This window comes from Vibrio hepatarius, assembly GCF_011806575.1.
GTDB classification, from domain to species: Bacteria; Pseudomonadota; Gammaproteobacteria; order Enterobacterales; family Vibrionaceae; genus Vibrio; species Vibrio hepatarius_A.
Genome location: NZ_JAATOO010000033.1, coordinates 22889 through 39862, shown reverse-complemented (window position 1 = coordinate 39862; position 16974 = coordinate 22889). Strand labels below are relative to the sequence as shown.

The window sequence follows — 16974 nt, the reverse complement described above, 5'->3', positions numbered from 1 at the left end:
CTGAAGGCGCTCCCCTGCTAAGGGAGTATACGGTTTGTAGCCGTATCGAGGGTTCGAATCCCTCCCTCACCGCCATTAATTGGCCTTTGGTCAATTTTTTTGTTTTAAGTGAAAAATTTTGTGATATACTTCACAACCTTGCGCGCTCGTAGCTCAGCTGGATAGAGTACCTGGCTACGAACCAGGCGGTCGGAGGTTCGAATCCTCCCGAGCGCGCCATTATTTAGTTTGATGAGTTGATTAACTGATTGAACACCCCGTGCGTCCTTAGCTCAGCTGGATAGAGTACCTGGCTACGAACCAGGCGGTCGGAGGTTCGAATCCTCCAGGACGCGCCACTCTTTAGGTCACTGACCTGATATCGATAACATCGATGTCGAACATTGCGCGCTCGTAGCTCAGCTGGATAGAGTACCTGGCTACGAACCAGGCGGTCGGAGGTTCGAATCCTCCCGAGCGCGCCATTATTTAGTTTGATGAGTTGATTAACTGATTGAACACCCCGTGCGTCCTTAGCTCAGCTGGATAGAGTACCTGGCTACGAACCAGGCGGTCGGAGGTTCGAATCCTCCAGGACGCGCCACTCTTTAGGTCACTGACCTGATATCGATAACATCGATGTCGAACATTGCGCGCTCGTAGCTCAGCTGGATAGAGTACCTGGCTACGAACCAGGCGGTCGGAGGTTCGAATCCTCCCGAGCGCGCCATCCTTCAGAAGCCCTGCTAGAAATAGTAGGGCTTTTTTATTAACACTTCTGTATCATTCTTGTAACCTTGCAATCACAAGGTGATGTTTTTTAAAGATAATTTTAGGAAACATTACCCATATCGCATTATTGACACTAACTTTCGAATAGTGTCGAAAAAGCACCAGTTATTTATCCTTATTTATACCAACATGGCAGATTTATGTTATTTGTATGACGTGTTCACCCCTAGAAATGTGCAATATCGTCAAGACTGCTTTAAACAAAATTGACAAAGTTTTACCAATCGAGATAATCCTAGACCTCTTGTCGGGATCACGAATGTTCTTCCTGATGCAAGAAAACCAGCATATAACTGGTGTAAGTGAAGCACTTTAGATATAAATGTAGTGCAATAAGTTGCTTACTTAAGTTGTCAGGATGACAAAGAAAGGATGCTAAAATGGAAAATGTTGGAAGCCTGCTAGTAGATGCAGCGACGCTCATGTTTACGGGCATGGCGGTTGTATTTTTATTTCTAACTATTTTCGTCTATCTCGTTCGGCTAATGTCAAAACTGGTACCCGAAGAAGTACCTGAGCCGATCGCTACCCCAAAGCAAAATAATAAAGTTCAACCAAACTCTTCTGCTGTTAGCCCGAAGGTAGTTGCGGCTATTTCTGCTGCGGTGCACCAATATCGTACCTCTACCGCTAAATAGCATTTGAAAATGGATTAAAAGGAGTTAATGAGCATGTCTAAACCACTAGCTTTAACCGATGTGGTTCTTCGTGACGCCCATCAGTCGTTGTTTGCAACCCGTATGCGTCTTGAAGATATGTTACCTATCGCAGCTGAGCTCGATAAAATCGGATACTGGTCACTAGAAACTTGGGGCGGCGCGACGTTTGATGCCTGTATTCGTTTCTTAGGCGAAGACCCATGGGAGCGTCTGCGTGAGCTTAAGAAAGCGATGCCGAATACCCCGATGCAAATGCTACTGCGCGGTCAGAATCTTTTAGGTTACCGTCATTATGCTGACGACGTCGTAGAGAAATTTGTTGAGCGTGCACATGCAAATGGTATGGATGTGTTCCGTATCTTTGACGCAATGAACGATGTGCGTAACTTTGAAAAAGCGGTCAAAGCCGCGGTAGATGTGGGCGCACATGCGCAAGGCACGCTGTCTTACACAACCAGTCCAGTGCACAATACTGAGACTTGGGTTGATCTAGCAAAACGACTAGAAGACCTGGGCTGCCACTCGCTATGTATTAAAGATATGTCTGGTCTGCTAAAACCGTACGAAGCGGAAGAGCTGATCACTCGTATCAAATCGTCTACCGATATCCCACTTGCACTTCATTGCCACGCAACAACCGGTCTCTCGACCGCGACTGCGGTAAAAGCGGTAGAAGCGGGCGTTGATATTCTTGATACTGCGATTTCTTCAATGAGCTGCACTTACGGTCATACTCCAACGGAAACCGTAGTGGCGATGCTACAAGGTACTGAACGCGATACCAACCTTAACTTAGACCAGCTTGAGCCGATTGCGGCTTACTTCCGCGAAGTACGTAAGAAGTACGCGAAGTTTGAAGGCCAGTTAAAAGGGGTCGATTCACGTATTCTGATCGCACAAGTACCTGGCGGTATGCTGACGAACATGGAAAGCCAGCTTAAAGAGCAAGGCGCTGCGGATCGTATTGATGAAGTGCTGGAAGAGATCCCACGTGTTCGTCAAGATTTAGGTTACATCCCACTCGTGACACCAACGTCGCAGATCGTGGGTACTCAGGCCGTGATCAATGTATTGACGGGTGAACGCTACAAGAGCATCACCAAAGAAACCGCAGGTGTGCTAAAAGGCGAATACGGCGCAGCGCCAGCAGAGCTAAATGCTGAACTGCAAGCGAAAGTACTGGATGGCGGTGAGCCAATCACGTGTCGTCCTGCTGATCTTTTGACTTCTGAGCTAGATACGCTGACTGAAGAACTCCTGTCGAAAGCGAAAGACGAAGGCATTTCGTTAGCGGAAGACACGGTGGATGACGTACTGACTTACGCATTGTTCCCACAAGTTGGTCTTAAGTTCCTGAAAAACCGTCGTAACCCTGACGCATTCGAACCAGCACCGGGTAAAGAGGAAGCGGCGCCAACTGCAGTAGCTCAACCTGCGCAGGGTGGTATCGAAACGTATAGCGTTAAAGTGGACGGGCAAGTCTATGATGTGGAAGTGGGCCCTCAAGGTCAGTTGACCTCGGTCGCTCCTGCTAAATCAAGCCAACCACAAGCGGCGGCTGCTGCACCTGCGGGTGACTCTGAGATGGTTCCTGCACCACTCGCTGGCAACATCTTCAAAGTGAACGTGCAAAGCGGTGTACAAGTGGAAGAAGGCGATGTGCTTCTGATCCTTGAAGCGATGAAGATGGAAACGGAAGTACGTGCTGCGCGTGGCGGTATCGTACAGGATCTTCACGTTAAAGAAGGCGATGCTGTGACTGTAGGCGCTCCACTATTGAGTCTTGCATAAGGGAGTATCATGGAAGGATTAATGACCCTTTGGTCAGAAACTGGTATTGCTAATTTTGAGCTCGGCCAACTATGCATGATTGCTGTCGGTTGTACTTTGCTCTACTTAGCTATTCGTAAAGGTTTCGAGCCGTTATTGTTACTACCTATTGGTTTTGGCGCTATTTTGGCCAATATCCCTGTAGTGGGTTTAGCTAATAGCGCAGTGCTTAATGCTATCTATGCTGGTGATGTTCATCTTCTAACTGAGTTTGCTTCAATATTAGGTATTACGGATATTTCTGCTGATGCGGTGAAAGCCGCTTACAAAATGGCAGAACCAGAGCAGCTAACTTTGCTTCAGCATATGGCGGCCAACGCAAAGTTTACCGATGGAACCCTTTACCTCTTCTATAAAGTTGCAGTGGCGTCTGGTATTGCCCCACTACTTATCTTTATGGGCGTAGGGGCGATGACGGACTTCGGTGCACTGATTGCTAACCCAAAAACATTGTGGCTAGGGGCCGCGGCACAGTTTGGTATTTTCGCCACTCTATTCGGCGCGATCTTACTTAACTATGTTCCGGGCATGGAGTTCTCTATGGCGGATGCTGCATCGATTGCGATCATCGGTGGTGCAGATGGTCCAACAGCAATTTTCTTAGCCAGTAAACTGTCGCCTGATTTGCTTGGTGCGATTGCGGTTGCAGCCTACAGCTACATGGCTTTGGTACCGATCATTCAGCCGCCAATTATGAAAGCGCTAACTACGCCAGAAGAGCGCAAGATTACAATGGCTCAACTGCGTCATGTGGGTAAGACAGAGAAGATCCTATTCCCACTGGCAGTGTTGATGATGACGATACTATTTTTACCGTCTGCAACGCCGCTTGTGGGTATGTTCTGTCTGGGTAACTTGATGCGTGAAGCGGGTGTGGTCGATCGTTTATCGAAAACAGCCCAAAATGAGCTGATCAACATCGTAACCATCTTCTTGGGATTAAGTGTTGGCTCGAAGCTGCAAGCAGAAGAATTCTTAAACTTAGAGACGTTAGGTATTCTTTCTTTAGGCGCAATCGCATTCAGTATTGGTACTGCTGGTGGTGTATTGATGGCGAAGCTATTGAACAAGTTCTCGAAAGAAGACATTAACCCATTGATCGGTGCAGCTGGTGTATCTGCGGTGCCGATGGCTGCGCGAGTGGTGAACAAAGTGGGCTTAGATTCTAACCCACAAAACTTCCTATTGATGCACGCGATGGGACCAAACGTTGCCGGGGTACTCGGCTCTGCGGTTGCGGCGGGTATTTTGCTAGCACTGGTAAATTAATGGTCAATTTGAGAGTAAGTTGTTAACTTGACCAAAAGAATTGGTATATATTCAAAGGGATGCTTTAGCATCCCTTTTTTTATCGATCGGGAAACGTTGAAATGGAAAACAAACAAATCGTCATTACACAGTTTGGTGAGCCGGAAGTATTAGCCATTCAATCCGCAGAAGTACCTTCTCCGAAGCCTGGAGAGGTGTTGGTTAAAGTGGCCTTTGCGGGTGTTAACCCTATCGATGTAAAAACGCGTGCAGGCCTCGGCTGGGCTGCCTCGCAAAACAAAGACAAATTACCGTGGGTACCGGGTTATGATATCTCTGGTCAGGTTGTGTCGTGTGGTGAAGGCTGCGAACGATTTAATGTCGGGCAGAATGTCGCGGGCTTTATTGGCTTTCCATTGCAAGGTGGCGGTTATAGTCAGTATCTGTGTGTGCCTGAAAATGAGCTGAGCTTAGTACCAGATTCCATCACTTTAGAAGCAGCAGCAGCCCTTCCACTTGCCGGACAAACCGCAGTGCAGGCGCTCGACAAAGGTGGTGTAAAGGAAGGGCAGCGCGTACTGATTTTAGCCGGTGCTGGTGGTGTCGGTCATATTGCGGTGCAAGTCGCGGTGGCGGCCAAAGCAGAAGTGTTTACCACTTGCAGTGACGTTAACCTTGATTACATGGCGACGTTAGGTGCGCACGCGATTAATTATAAATTCTCACCAGTGTCTGAACGCGTGACGGACGCTGATGTGCTCATTGATTTGGTCGGTGGGGATGCCGCTTTGGATGCACTCAAGTGTCTAAAAGATGGCGCTACCGTGGTTACTATTCCAACTCTGAGCGCAGAGCTTATCTGCGAGAAAGCGAAGCTGCTTGGTTTTGAAGCCACGGGTATGTTGGTCGACCCGAATCCTCAACAGCTCGATACCCTGATCTATATGGTGAGCGTTGGTTTGTTGAAGACCGAGATTTTTAAAGTCTACCCGATGGATAAAGCGGTTGAAGCGCATCATCAGATTGAAACTGGTCACACTCGAGGCAAAGTGTTGCTTGATATGCAATGCTAGAGGCGTTTAACTCCGCATTTCAGGCGATAGCGCTGTGGTTTTCTGATTCTGCCTTGTGGGTATTGTCACTCACGGGTTTTCTAAGTGCCACCTTACTCCCTGGTGGCTCCGAAGCTGGCTTGGTGGCAACGCTGAGCCTCAATCAATACTCGGTTTTTGCCGTTATTCTTGTCGCCACTTTGGGGAACACCTTAGGTGGTTTGACCAACTACTGGCTAGGCTGGTGGTTACCCAATCGAACTCATAACGAAAATCAAGGTCATAGAGCTAAGCAGTGGCTTGGTAAATATGGCTATTGGTCTCTCTTATTCAGTTGGTTACCAATTATCGGTGACCCTCTATGTTTGGCTGCAGGTTGGCTTCGTATGCGATTCTGGCCGTGTTTATGGCTTATCCTTGTGGGGAAAGCCTTCAGATACAGCTTGCTTGCCGCCATATATTTTGGTTTTTTCTAAGGATATGTCATGAGAAAAATCTGGCTTGGTGCGTTTTCTCTCGTCGCCCTCTACGGTTGTTCTAGCAACGACCTTTCGAATGTTTCTCTGTTCTCTGCGTTACCTGATGGCGTGACGTTAGTTGAAGAAGTTGATGCCCAGCCGGGTAAGGCGATGATCCCTTACTCGAAGTATCAATTAGATAACGGTTTAACCGTGATACTTTCTCCTGATGACTCTGATCCTTTGGTACACGTCGATGTCACTTATCACGTCGGCTCTGCGCGAGAGGAAATCGGCAAGTCAGGCTTTGCCCATTTCTTTGAGCACATGATGTTTCAAGGCAGCGAACACGTTGGTGACCAAGAGCACTTTAAGTTGATCACGGAAGCGGGTGGTTCGCTCAACGGTACGACCAACCGTGATCGCACCAACTACTTTGAAACGGTGCCTTCGAATCAGCTCGAAAAAATGCTTTGGCTTGAGTCTGACCGCATGGGGTTCTTATTGGATGCTGTCTCGCAGCGTAAGTTTGAAATTCAGCGCGATACGGTGAAAAACGAGCGAGCACAAAACTACGATAACCGTCCGTACGGCCTGATGTGGGAGAAAATGAGCGAAGCGATGTACCCTGAAGGGCATCCTTATTCATGGCAAACCATCGGCTACGTAGAGGACTTGGACCGCGTGAACGTGAACGATTTAAAAGCGTTCTTCCTCCGTTGGTACGGACCAAATAATGCGGTGCTTACGATTGGTGGCGATATCGATGTTGAGCAGACGCTGGAATGGGTTAACAAATACTTCGGCTCGATTCCTGCCGGACCGAAAGTCGAGAAAGCGCCCAAACAACCTGCGAAGTTAAATGAAGATCGTTACATTACCTTAGAAGACCGAGTGCAGCAGCCAATGGTGCTGGTCGGCTGGCCAACGACCTACCGCGGTGATGACACGCAAGCGTCATTCAACGCGCTGGCGAATGTGCTAGGCGGTGGTGCGAACGGCCTGCTTTACCAAAAATTGGTGAAGACGCAAAAAGCAGTAGATGCCGGAGTTTTCCACGACTGTGCCGAACTCGCGTGTAACTTCTATGTTTATGCGATGGCACCTTCGGGTGAAAAAGGCAAATTGAAGCCTCTCTACCAAGAAATGATGCAAGTGTTGAATGATTTTGAAAAACAAGGTGTTCAACAAGAGCGTTTGGATCAGATCACTGGCATGTCCGAAGCTAATGCTGTATTCGCGCTGCAAAGCGTCAAAGGCAAAGTCTCACAACTGGCGTCGAATCAGACGTTTTATGGTCAACCTGACCGACTGCAAACACAGCTAGAGCAGATTAAGGCGGTAACGCCTGAGTCTGTCATGCAAGTTTATAAAAATTTCATTAACGGTCATCACAAGGTGACGTTAAGTGTGGTTCCGCAAGGTAAGACGGACTTTGCCGTCGCACCAGCGACTTTTACCACACCTCCACGGACGTTGCCTGAGTATGTGGAAACCAGCGAAGATGATCTCCAATACCGGGTTGCCGAAGATGACTTTGACCGTTCAGTGATGCCGCAGGTCGCACAAGCCGTCAAGGCGGAAATGCCACCGTTGTACCGACTCTACTTTGATAACGGTGCTGAACTGCTGGGCGCGGTGAGCTCTGAAACGCCAACAGTACAAATCAGTATTCGTTTGCCTGCGGGTGAACGTTACGTGGCGAAAGGCAAAGAAGGCCTGGCGAACATGACGGCGATGCTGATGCAAGAAGGCACGTTAAAATCGAGTGTTGAACAGTTGCAAGGCGAGTTGGATAAGCTCGGCAGTACAGTGTCAATCGATGCGGGTAACTACACGACCAGCATATCGATTTCTAGCCTAGACAAATACCTGCCTGAAACCCTAGCGATCGTGGAAGAGATTCTGTTTGAGCCAGCGTTTAAACAACAAGACTTTGAGCGAATCCAGAAACAAATGTTGGAAGGCGTGGTTTATCAACACCAAAAACCGGGTTGGTTAGCGTCTCAAGCAACACGCCGCGTGTTGTTTGCCGGTTCTATTTACCAACGCTCAAATGACGGTACGGAAAAATCGATCAGTGGTTTGACGCTGGCTGATGTGAAGGCTTTCTATAACAAACACTACACGCCGCAAGGGGCACAAATTGTCGTTGTCGGTGATATCTCAACTCGTCAGATCAAAAGTGAATTAGCGTTTATCGAAAATTGGAAAGGGGAAGAAGCACCGCTACTGCGACCTCAAGTCGTGACGCCACTCAAGGATCAAAAAATCTATTTAGTTGATAAACCGGGCGCGCCACAAAGTATTGTTCGTTTTGTGCGTCAAGGATTGCCGTTTGATGCGACTGGTGAAACGTATCTGACTCAGCTAGCCAACTTTAACCTAGCCGGAAACTTTAACAGCCGCATTAACCTGAACCTGCGTGAAGACAAAGGTTACACCTATGGTGCGAGTGGTTACTTAGCGGCAAACCGTGAAGTGGGCGCGATTGTGTTCTCGGCACAAGTGCGTGCAGATTCGACGATTGCTTCAATCAAAGAGATTGAAAAAGAGCTGCAGCAATACAGCCAAAGTGGCATGACTGACGATGAAATGAAATTTTTACGCTTGGCGGTCGGTCAACAAGATGCTCTGAAGTATGAAACGCCTTCACAGAAAAGTATGTTGCTAAGTAGTATTCTGTCCTACAGCTTGGACGAAGACTACCTCAAGCAGCGTAATGACATTGTTGAGACGGTGAGTAAATCGACCCTAGACGAGCTTGCTCAGAAGTGGTTCACGCCGGAAGATTACCAAATCATCGTTGTTGGTGATGCGAAAAGTCTAAAACCTCAGTTAGAAAGTTTGCAGATCCCCGTAGAAGAGCTTGAAATCATCCGTTAGAGTACACATAACATAAAGCTACGAGAAAGAGTGATGCGAATCACTCTTTATTCATCAATTTAGCCGGGTTCGGCATTAGCCGGACCAATTGACATAAGCGAACCACCATTTTGACTGATTTTGCTGCGCGACTTGAGCGAGTTGCACAAAACCCAGAAGTATTTAAGTCCTTTGGTCGTGGTGTAGAGCGCGAAACTCTGCGCTACGAACTGGACGGAAATCTCGCTACCACACCTCATCCCACCGAGCTGGGTTCAGCTTATGCGAACAGCTGGATTACGACCGACTTTTCTGAATCACTGCTCGAGTTTATCACTCCTGTGTCTCAAGACATCGGTACACTCAAAGCGCAGTTGGAAGATATTCATCACTTTACCCAAACCAAACTGGGTGAAGAGAAAATGTGGCCACTTTCGATGCCGTGTTACGTCGGTAGTGAAGATGACATTAATTTAGCCCAATACGGCACGTCCAACTCGGGCAAAATGAAGACACTTTACCGCGAAGGTCTGAAACGCCGTTATGGCAGTTTGATGCAAATTATCTCTGGCGTTCATTTTAACTTCTCGTTTCCAGAGACATTTTGGGACCAATTGTTTGGCCAGCAATCAGAGCAAGAGCGTCAAACGGCGAAGTCAGAAGCGTACTTTGGATTGATCCGAAATTACTATCGCTTTGGTTGGTTGATCCCATATTTCTTTGGTGCATCGCCAGCGCTATGTTCGTCGTTTATTCAAGGTCGTGATACCAAACTGCCGTTCGAGAGTATTGGTGGTACTTTATACTTGCCTTACGCAACGTCTCTTCGTTTGAGTGATTTGGGTTACACCAACAGTGCACAAAGTGCGTTGAAGATCGGTTTCAACAGCCTAGATGAGTACCTAACAGGCTTGAACACTGCGATTCGCACCCCATCGGAAGAATTTGCTGAGATCGGTGTTAAAGTCGATAGCGAATACCGCCAACTAAACAGCAACGTACTGCAAATTGAGAATGAGTTGTACGCACCGATTCGCCCGAAACGCGTGGCTAAGTCTGGCGAAAAACCGTCGGAAGCTTTGGCTCGTGGTGGTGTTGAGTACATTGAGGTGCGCTCTCTGGACGTAAACCCTTACAGCGCGGTTGGTATCAATGAAGATCAGGTGCGTTTCTTAGATCTGTTCTTAGCTTGGGCGGCATTAAGCGATTCAGAGCCAATGGACTTCTGCGAGCAATCGTGCTGGCGTGAGAACTGGAACAAAGTGATCGTTGAAGGACGTAAGCCGGGCCTTGAGCTACAGATTGGTTGTAAAGGTGAGGTTTTGACTTTGCAAGCGTGGGCGAAGCGCGTTTTCGTTGAACTGGTACAAATTGCTGAGCAAATGGACCAAGCAAACGGTAACGAAGAGTACCAACAAGTATGCTTCAAACTGCTGTCTTGGATTGATAACCCTGAGCTGACCATTTCAGGTCAACTGCTCGAAGACACCAAGCGCTTAGGTGGATTGGGTAAAGTGGGTTGTGAGTTCGGCAAACAATACCGTGAGCAACACCTCAATCATCAGTACCTCACTTACAGTGAAGCTGAGATGGAAGAGGAAGTGATTCGCTCAAGAGAAGCTCAGGCAGCGGTAGAAGCCGCAGATACGTTGAATTTTGATGAGTTTCTTGACGACTACTTTGCTTACTTAAAAGCGTAAGGTTTCGTTGTGCGAGCCTTAGCTGTCATTCTCGCGGCCATCACGTTAGGCGGCTGTGCGACGTCGCCGCCTAATAATCAAAGTAACCTATGCGAGATCTTTCGTGAAAAGCCTGATTGGTATAGTGACGCGAAAGAGATGCAGGATGACTGGGGTACGCCGATTCAAGTGGCGATGGCATTTGTAAAGCAAGAAAGTGCTTTTCGTCATGATGCGCGCCCACCCAAAAATTACGTGTTGGGATTTATTCCTTGGGGACGGGTAAGCAGTGCGTATGGCTATGCACAAGCGCAAGACCCTGCGTGGGAAGATTTCCAAACCGCCACTGACCACGGTGGCTCGCGCACTGACTTTGCTGATTCACTCGCCTTTATTGGTTGGTATACTAGTGATACGCAAAAGCAATTAGGCGTCTCTAAGTGGGACCCTTACAATCAGTATTTAGCCTATCATGAGGGAAGAGGCGGCTTTAAACGCAAAAGCTACCAATCCAAACCGTCATTGATTAGGGTTGCTCGAAAAGTTGAGCAGCAAGCAAAGGATTATGGTTGGCAGCTGAAACAGTGCCGACAAGAACTGGAAGATAACCAAAGCTGGTGGTTTTAAACCAGCTGGATAGGAGAGGGATAATGCCGTTATTAGATAGCTTTACTGTTGACCACACTCGTATGCATGCGCCTGCGGTACGTGTGGCAAAAACCATGACTACCCCAAAAGGGGATACCATCACTGTGTTTGATTTGCGTTTTACCGCGCCAAACAAAGACATTCTTTCAGAGAAAGGTATCCACACCTTGGAGCACTTATACGCTGGTTTTATGCGTAATCACCTTAACGGTGAGAGTGTTGAGATTATCGATATCTCACCGATGGGTTGTCGTACAGGTTTTTACATGAGCTTGATCGGTACGCCAACGGAACAGCAAGTGGCGGACGCTTGGCTTGCAGCGATGCAAGACGTACTGAAAGTGGAAAGCCAAAACAAGATTCCAGAACTGAATGAATACCAGTGTGGTACAGCAGCAATGCATTCACTGGATGAAGCGAAGCAAATTGCGCAGGCCATCATTGCGGCTGGAATCAGCGTCAATAAGAATGATGAGCTAGCACTACCAGAAGAGATGCTGAAAGAACTGCGAGTCGACTAAGCAAAAGCAATTGATTAAAAAAGGAAGGCGATGCCTTCCTTTTTCTTTATCTCGCTTTTGGTAAGACAACCACCTGTGTTTTCGCCCAAATGTCATGGAAGCCACGCTTCTTCGGGTCAAATGGTACGGTCAGGTTAGCCAAGCCAAACCCTGAAGTCGCCAAACGAATCAGAGCTTGGGTGGCAGAGATTGGCGAGCCGTCTGCGTTTCTGACTTGGATTTTCCATGCTCGCATTCCCAACGTTTGCCCCGCTCGTGTCCAAAAAAATACAAAGAAATAAATCCATACCACGGCTAGATAGAGCGTATACACAGGGCTCCACAACGGATGGTTAGTGAGTAAGTCGCTGACGTCTGCATAAGGCGCAACGCTAAATACGCCCATTGCCAGTAATGCGTGTAGTACAGCAATAACAACGCCGGCAGCCATCATTTCAATCGCAATCACGATAAGGCAATCGTAAAAAAGAGCACCCAAGCGGCGCATCAAACCTGCTGGTGGCAGAGAGTCAGTCGTAGACATAGTGGTTCGTTACCCAAATTTCAGTAGGCGTCAGGATAAAGCTTCGCTTTGGCCGTGAAAAGAGACCGCGCGCACAGCTTGTTAACTTGCGGGCATTTTAACAGCAAAGCATCAGCTTTTCAGGCTTTTGCTTGCACTCAGTATTTATCCTTTCTGGCTTTTTTCGGCGATTTGGTGCGCCAATTGAGATAACTGAGATTTTTCGTCTTCTGTGTAATGTTGGGTCAGTGCCAGTTCCAACGCTTTCCCAGAGAGCTTCAACGCAGGTGCAGCGAATAGTTTGGGATGCATACTGGCTAACGCGAAGAGAGCTTTCTGCAAACGAATCTGAACTTGCAGTTGTCCTGCGCCGTCATGTGCGATCGGCAGAAACACATCCTCAAACAAGTCCTGACAATTGAGCGCAGGAACAAATAAACTGGGAAATTGTGTTTTCTTAGGTGGCTCTGCAAGCAGCTCTCCCCACAGCGACAACGCACGCACCGAACGACCAATCACATCAATAGCGGTGCCGTTATCGTTGACCGCTGGAGAGAGCGCGCGCGAAGCGATTTCTGCCATCACAACTAGACCAAAACGTGGGTCTTGATCGTACGAACGTTCTGAGCGAATGGTAAACGCACTGGTCAGTTCATTTTCATCAGGCAACTCGCCACATATCCATGCAAGAGGTTGCCCTAAGTAAACAAAGCTGCCCGGTTGACGAGCTAAATATATCGAGCACTGGTTGTCCTGAGCGAGTTTATCCAAATGGTGCATATCGACATGTTGCAAGTAACCAATCTCAGGGCTGTGGATTGATCTGCTATCTCTTGGTTTACTCTCAGGGTGACTCCAAGGGTGTGCGCCTAACCAAGGGGATTCACCACGCTTTTGAATTGCGTTCAATAGAGCCTGCTCAACATTGGCGGTGGTTTCACTGACTCGCCCGAGTACCGACAAATGCTGAATCCAACGCAACAAAGTCAATACGATCATTACGATCACCACCATGGTGACAAGAAAGAGGTAAATCCGCCCTTGTTCGTGGTAAGCGCCGATGCCGAGCGCAATAATGCCAACTAGGCTAAACAAAAAAGAACCGATAAAAGTCGCGAGCACATTTTGTGTGGTGCTGTCTTCCATTAACAATTTAGTCGCTCTGGGAGTTACCCCAGCGCTGGCCGCACTGTAAGCGGACACCATAATGTTCAGAGAGAAGGTTGTGACCGCGAGCATCGTGGTGGCGAGGATATTAAGAATATTATCCAACAACTCAATACTGACGTTGAAAGAAGCAGGGAGGGTAATGACTTGATTGAGTGCAATCGATAACAGCGCCGTGACTACTGCGAGTAGAGCAAACAAGGAAGTACGAAACCAGAGTTTGCGCGTCATTTGAGAGAGTAGCCACTGCCATTTAGACCCCGTCATATATGTTCTCCTATCTTTAACCGAGTCAGCTAAGGTGATGCCGGGAAAGGATGATTATTGTTGTTTAAGCATAGATGAAATGCTTTGTTCAACAATGAGATATAGAAGAAAGAGTTAGGTTGTTTGATGTGGTTTGGAAAGTGTCGCGCTGAAAACAAAAACGGCTTTGATACTGACTGAGTATCAAAGCCGTTGGTTTACCAGAGCTTAAAACCTATTGAAACGGGTAGTAGAACTCGCTTTTCTCACTTAAGTCTTCAATGCTCGACTGGGTGTAGCCGTTGTAATTCGCTTTGATGACCACTTTTCCATTGAACTTATCTTTGATCATTAGCTCTTTACCGCTGCCGACTTTGATGCCGTTAATCGAGTATGACGCATCAACATTCGACGTCAGCTTGAGGTTGATGGAATCTATGCCTAACTGATTGTTGATCTCTTTGATGTGGTCAGCAGAGAAAGGAATTACATAGTCGACTTTGATGTTGTAGCTTAAGATGCCTTCAAGGTTTAGGCTGGCATCCTGAACCTTAGTATCTTGCACTCGGAACCCATTGCTAACCGTACGCATGTGGTCTTCGACAAGTAAGTCTTGTTTACGCTTTAGACACGCCGCTGGCGCTTCAACACTTCTACACTTCGTTGATCCAGTAAAGTTGACCGTTTTAACTTCGATGGCTTCTTTTTTCAGTCGCGCAATGATTGAGTCACGTAGTGTATCCAGCTCTTCTTCTCTTGCGCTGTCTTCCGCGACTTTTCTCGCTTCGGTTGTCTGAATCTTGTTTTGCAATTCAACGTATTTGTTTCGTTCTTCGACCAGTTTAGCAAGGTCCGCGTTGTAGCTGTTGATGCTTTCTGACAGACGGTTGAGTGAGTTGTTATTGATTTCTGAGTTCTCGCCCATGGTCTTTTTTACCGATTCGGCGATGATCTGAAAATTGTTTAACGTGGCGTTAAGCGAGTTTGAGACACTTTCAATGTTGTAGTGAGAAACGTCAGCTTCATCGTACAACTGCTTAAGCTCAATTTCAGAGTTATAAACTTGGTATTTATTATCGATGTTCTTTTTGGCAAGCAATTCGGCGTCCAATAGTTCAACCGCACTGAATGCGTTAAAAGAAAGACCACCTAGCACGACACAACACCAGTTTTTAATTTTCATGACTAATCAATATTTAAAGTGCAGACAATTCATTCAATAGTACTGGTTTGTCATAGAGTAAGGCAAGGGATCTTGTTCACGTTTAAATCTTATTTAGTCCGCGCTAGGCAATGCTGTTCATGACTTTCAGCCACAGATAGTCCGTTTTATTCTGCTGCAACTTTTGTGTTAAGCGGATTTATTCAGCGTCGATGAGATAACCCAGTAGAACCTATTGATTAGAGTAATTGTGTCAGGTGGTTTGTTTCGCTACTTGGATGACGACACTAGCGCCACAGCAATTAAGGTTATATCAAGGGGAGATGGCACCAATTAATCGACGTGAAATGCATTTATCCCTGCTTTGTGGCGAATTTATCAGCAAACAATATGTATTTCAGACTTTTGCACTTGCGCGAAGTGAACGGTTACGTATAATGCCAAACATCAAAGGACGTTAGTCCAAGATGCCGGTGTGGTGAAATTGGTATACACGACGGATTCAAAATCCGTTGCCTTCGGGCGTGGCGGTTCAAGTCCGCCCACCGGTACCATATTAGAAAGGTCGCTTTTATAGCGGCCTTTCGTCGTTTTAGGTGTTTGAAAATATTCGATTTTTCAGGTGCTTATCTCAAAATTTCTTTCCTGTTATCGCCTCTTTTCTTCCCAAAGTAGACTCTCTTTATCAACCTTAAAATTTCGCCCATGGTCCATATATGGTTCATCGCATGACGATTCTGTGCACAAGGCAATCTCAGTAAATCCAACAAATGCAAAAAGCAGCCGTCGCACAAGCTAGTATTACCAAGGGCTTCGAGTGAGAAGAACCATGGTACGACCATGGTGACTTTACGGTGCTATGAGGTTTTAGCTTTGCCTTTATGGAGTAACTGATCGTTTTGATGGATTGTTGAAAAGTCGGCTTGAGATAGGCGGTTTTGCGGTGTGTGTTGGAAAGGCGTTGGGGAGATATATTAACAATGAATCACACGCTAACAGACCCCGAAACAGTCAAAGAGTATCGCCGGCAAATTATAGAAGGCGTTGATCCCAAGCTTGAGCGTAACAATCAGACTACCGAGAAGACGATGACTCTAGAAAGGTTCTTTGATGAAGTGTACCTGCCATTGGCTAAACGGAAACGTAGCTGGAAGGATGATGCAGCGCGATTTCGTTTAGCAAAGCCGATACATCACATATCGAACCACAACCTAACCGCCGCCGATATCATCAAAATTCAAATGAAAATGCAAAATGCCGTTATGATTAAAGGGACGTCTTATGCGCCTGCTGCGATAAATCATGTTTTGGATCTGCTTAAAACTATTAATCGTCAGGCATGCATAGCGTCCAAGAGAAATAGTCAACACATGGCGAATTTAGTACAAATCTTGGCATTTGTGTTTTCGGTGGTAAATTGAAACTTGGTGGTAGTGCGTTGCGGACCCTTAACGCGACGTTAGAAGTTCACATGGAGGCTTGGGATTAAATGGAAGAGATAAATTATTTGCTTATTGCCGTATCCGCAATTGCTGCAATAGCTAGCCCCGGTCCAGCTACACTTGCGATAGCCGGAACCTCAATGAACCATGGTCGCCACTTTGGCTTATACTTAGCAGCAGGCGTTCTGACAGGTTCTCTGGTTTGGTCAACATCAGCAGCGTTTGGTCTTGCTGCCATATTACATACCAATGTCTGGCTGTTTGAAGTACTCAGATACTGTGGGGCTTTCTACCTTTTGTATTTGGCCTTGAAATCTCTACGCTCTGCCTCCAGCGTAGTGCCATTAAATCTGCCTAAAACACAGGTAGGTACAGAAAAGGGAAGCTACTTTCACGGCTTGCTCATCCATATAACTAACCCGAAAGCGATTTTGTTTTTTGGCGCTCTTTATTCAATAGGAGTTCCCCCTACCGCCACTCCGTTAGAGTTGCTGTCAGTAATCTTAGTTGTTGGAACGGTTAGTTCTTTGGTTTTCTTTGGTTATGCTTTTCTCTTCTCACATGAAAGGGTTAGGCAAATATACTTGAAATCTAAAGTGTTTTTTGAAAGTGTATTCGCATTATTTTTTGGTGCAGCAAGTATTAAGTTGTTGGTTAGTGAGGCTGGAAAGTGAGGCCTTAACGCGGTGCTATTCTTAAGTTGGGAATCAACAAGCTAGGAACA

At 46.9% G+C, this 16974-nt stretch carries 14 protein-coding genes and 6 tRNA genes; 17 read left to right on the top strand and 3 right to left on the bottom strand.

The window, feature by feature from the left end; translation table 11 throughout:
• The first annotated feature begins 142 nt into the window (after window positions 1-142).
• From HCZ42_RS19575 to luxS, 14 genes are all read left to right on the top strand, one after another.
• Window positions 143-219: transfer RNA gene (locus HCZ42_RS19575), tRNA-Arg, on the top strand.
• A 42-nt stretch (window positions 220-261) separates the two neighbouring features.
• Window positions 262-338: transfer RNA gene (locus tag HCZ42_RS19570), tRNA-Arg, on the top strand.
• Window positions 339-387: 49 nt separating this feature from the next.
• Window positions 388-464 (top strand) — tRNA-Arg (locus HCZ42_RS19565).
• 42 nt (window positions 465-506) lie between these two features.
• Window positions 507-583 (top strand) — tRNA-Arg (locus HCZ42_RS19560).
• 49 nt (window positions 584-632) lie between these two features.
• Window positions 633-709 (top strand) — tRNA-Arg (locus HCZ42_RS19555).
• Window positions 710-1151: 442 nt separating this feature from the next.
• The gene (locus HCZ42_RS19550; protein WP_167422388.1) at window positions 1152-1409 is read left to right on the top strand and encodes an oxaloacetate decarboxylase subunit gamma; all 258 of its coding nucleotides are present in this window, start codon (window positions 1152-1154) and stop codon (window positions 1407-1409) included.
• A gap of 33 nt (window positions 1410-1442) precedes the next feature.
• Window positions 1443-3221, top strand: a complete 1779-nt coding sequence (gene oadA, locus HCZ42_RS19545) for a sodium-extruding oxaloacetate decarboxylase subunit alpha (protein WP_167422387.1) — start codon at window positions 1443-1445, stop codon at window positions 3219-3221.
• A 9-nt stretch (window positions 3222-3230) separates the two neighbouring features.
• Window positions 3231-4529 carry a sodium ion-translocating decarboxylase subunit beta gene (locus tag HCZ42_RS19540; protein WP_167422386.1) on the top strand — a complete coding sequence of 433 codons (1299 nt, stop codon included), beginning with the start codon at window positions 3231-3233 and terminating at the stop codon, window positions 4527-4529.
• Window positions 4530-4630: 101 nt separating this feature from the next.
• Window positions 4631-5581: an NADP-dependent oxidoreductase gene (locus tag HCZ42_RS19535; RefSeq protein WP_167422385.1), complete on the top strand. Its 951-nt coding sequence runs from the start codon at window positions 4631-4633 to the stop codon at window positions 5579-5581.
• Window positions 5575-6036 carry a YqaA family protein gene (locus HCZ42_RS19530; protein ID WP_167422384.1) on the top strand — a complete coding sequence of 154 codons (462 nt, stop codon included), beginning with the start codon at window positions 5575-5577 and terminating at the stop codon, window positions 6034-6036. Before HCZ42_RS19535 ends, HCZ42_RS19530 begins: the two co-directional genes overlap by 7 nt.
• 9 nt (window positions 6037-6045) lie before the next feature.
• A complete protein-coding gene (locus tag HCZ42_RS19525) occupies window positions 6046-8904 on the top strand; it encodes a M16 family metallopeptidase (protein WP_167422383.1) in 2859 nt (952 codons plus the stop codon).
• A 110-nt stretch (window positions 8905-9014) separates the two neighbouring features.
• Complete coding sequence (gshA, locus tag HCZ42_RS19520; RefSeq protein ID WP_167422382.1) at window positions 9015-10583, top strand: glutamate--cysteine ligase; 1569 nt, start codon at window positions 9015-9017, stop codon at window positions 10581-10583.
• Between the two features lie 9 nt (window positions 10584-10592).
• A complete protein-coding gene (locus tag HCZ42_RS19515; protein ID WP_167422381.1) occupies window positions 10593-11189 on the top strand; it encodes a hypothetical protein in 597 nt (198 codons plus the stop codon).
• Window positions 11190-11212: 23 nt separating this feature from the next.
• Window positions 11213-11731 carry an S-ribosylhomocysteine lyase gene (luxS, locus tag HCZ42_RS19510; protein ID WP_167422380.1) on the top strand — a complete coding sequence of 173 codons (519 nt, stop codon included), beginning with the start codon at window positions 11213-11215 and terminating at the stop codon, window positions 11729-11731.
• Between the two features lie 46 nt (window positions 11732-11777).
• Here the strand turns inward: luxS and HCZ42_RS19505 are convergent, their stop codons facing one another.
• From HCZ42_RS19505 to HCZ42_RS19495, 3 genes are all read right to left on the bottom strand, one after another.
• Window positions 11778-12254, bottom strand: coding sequence for an RDD family protein (locus tag HCZ42_RS19505; RefSeq protein ID WP_167422379.1), 477 nt, complete (start codon window positions 12252-12254; stop codon window positions 11778-11780).
• A 144-nt stretch (window positions 12255-12398) separates the two neighbouring features.
• The gene (locus tag HCZ42_RS19500) at window positions 12399-13667 is read right to left on the bottom strand and encodes a DUF2254 domain-containing protein (protein WP_167422378.1); all 1269 of its coding nucleotides are present in this window, start codon (window positions 13665-13667) and stop codon (window positions 12399-12401) included.
• A 214-nt stretch (window positions 13668-13881) separates the two neighbouring features.
• Entirely contained in the window at window positions 13882-14829 is a 948-nt protein-coding gene (locus HCZ42_RS19495; RefSeq protein WP_167422377.1) for a hypothetical protein, read from the bottom strand.
• A gap of 448 nt (window positions 14830-15277) precedes the next feature.
• Between HCZ42_RS19495 and HCZ42_RS19490 the strand changes: the two genes are divergently transcribed.
• From HCZ42_RS19490 to HCZ42_RS19480, 3 genes are all read left to right on the top strand, one after another.
• Window positions 15278-15362 (top strand) — tRNA-Leu (locus HCZ42_RS19490).
• Window positions 15363-15788: 426 nt separating this feature from the next.
• Window positions 15789-16229 carry a hypothetical protein gene (locus tag HCZ42_RS19485; RefSeq protein WP_254868994.1) on the top strand — a complete coding sequence of 147 codons (441 nt, stop codon included), beginning with the start codon at window positions 15789-15791 and terminating at the stop codon, window positions 16227-16229.
• A 68-nt stretch (window positions 16230-16297) separates the two neighbouring features.
• The gene (locus tag HCZ42_RS19480; protein WP_167422376.1) at window positions 16298-16924 is read left to right on the top strand and encodes a LysE family translocator; all 627 of its coding nucleotides are present in this window, start codon (window positions 16298-16300) and stop codon (window positions 16922-16924) included.
• The last annotated feature ends 50 nt before the right edge of the window (window positions 16925-16974 follow it).

Coding starts and splice junctions, on each gene's coding strand:
- HCZ42_RS19550 (WP_167422388.1), top strand. CDS start 1,152: ATGGAAAATGTTGGAAGCCTGCTAGTAGATGCAGCGACGCTCATGTTT.
- oadA (WP_167422387.1), top strand. CDS start 1,443: ATGTCTAAACCACTAGCTTTAACCGATGTGGTTCTTCGTGACGCCCAT.
- HCZ42_RS19540 (WP_167422386.1), top strand. CDS start 3,231: ATGGAAGGATTAATGACCCTTTGGTCAGAAACTGGTATTGCTAATTTT.
- HCZ42_RS19535 (WP_167422385.1), top strand. CDS start 4,631: ATGGAAAACAAACAAATCGTCATTACACAGTTTGGTGAGCCGGAAGTA.
- HCZ42_RS19530 (WP_167422384.1), top strand. CDS start 5,575: ATGCTAGAGGCGTTTAACTCCGCATTTCAGGCGATAGCGCTGTGGTTT.
- HCZ42_RS19525 (WP_167422383.1), top strand. CDS start 6,046: ATGAGAAAAATCTGGCTTGGTGCGTTTTCTCTCGTCGCCCTCTACGGT.
- luxS (WP_167422380.1), top strand. CDS start 11,213: ATGCCGTTATTAGATAGCTTTACTGTTGACCACACTCGTATGCATGCG.
- HCZ42_RS19505 (WP_167422379.1), bottom strand. CDS start 12,254: ATGTCTACGACTGACTCTCTGCCACCAGCAGGTTTGATGCGCCGCTTG.
- HCZ42_RS19500 (WP_167422378.1), bottom strand. CDS start 13,667: ATGACGGGGTCTAAATGGCAGTGGCTACTCTCTCAAATGACGCGCAAA.
- HCZ42_RS19495 (WP_167422377.1), bottom strand. CDS start 14,829: ATGAAAATTAAAAACTGGTGTTGTGTCGTGCTAGGTGGTCTTTCTTTT.
- HCZ42_RS19485 (WP_254868994.1), top strand. CDS start 15,789: ATGAATCACACGCTAACAGACCCCGAAACAGTCAAAGAGTATCGCCGG.
- HCZ42_RS19480 (WP_167422376.1), top strand. CDS start 16,298: ATGGAAGAGATAAATTATTTGCTTATTGCCGTATCCGCAATTGCTGCA.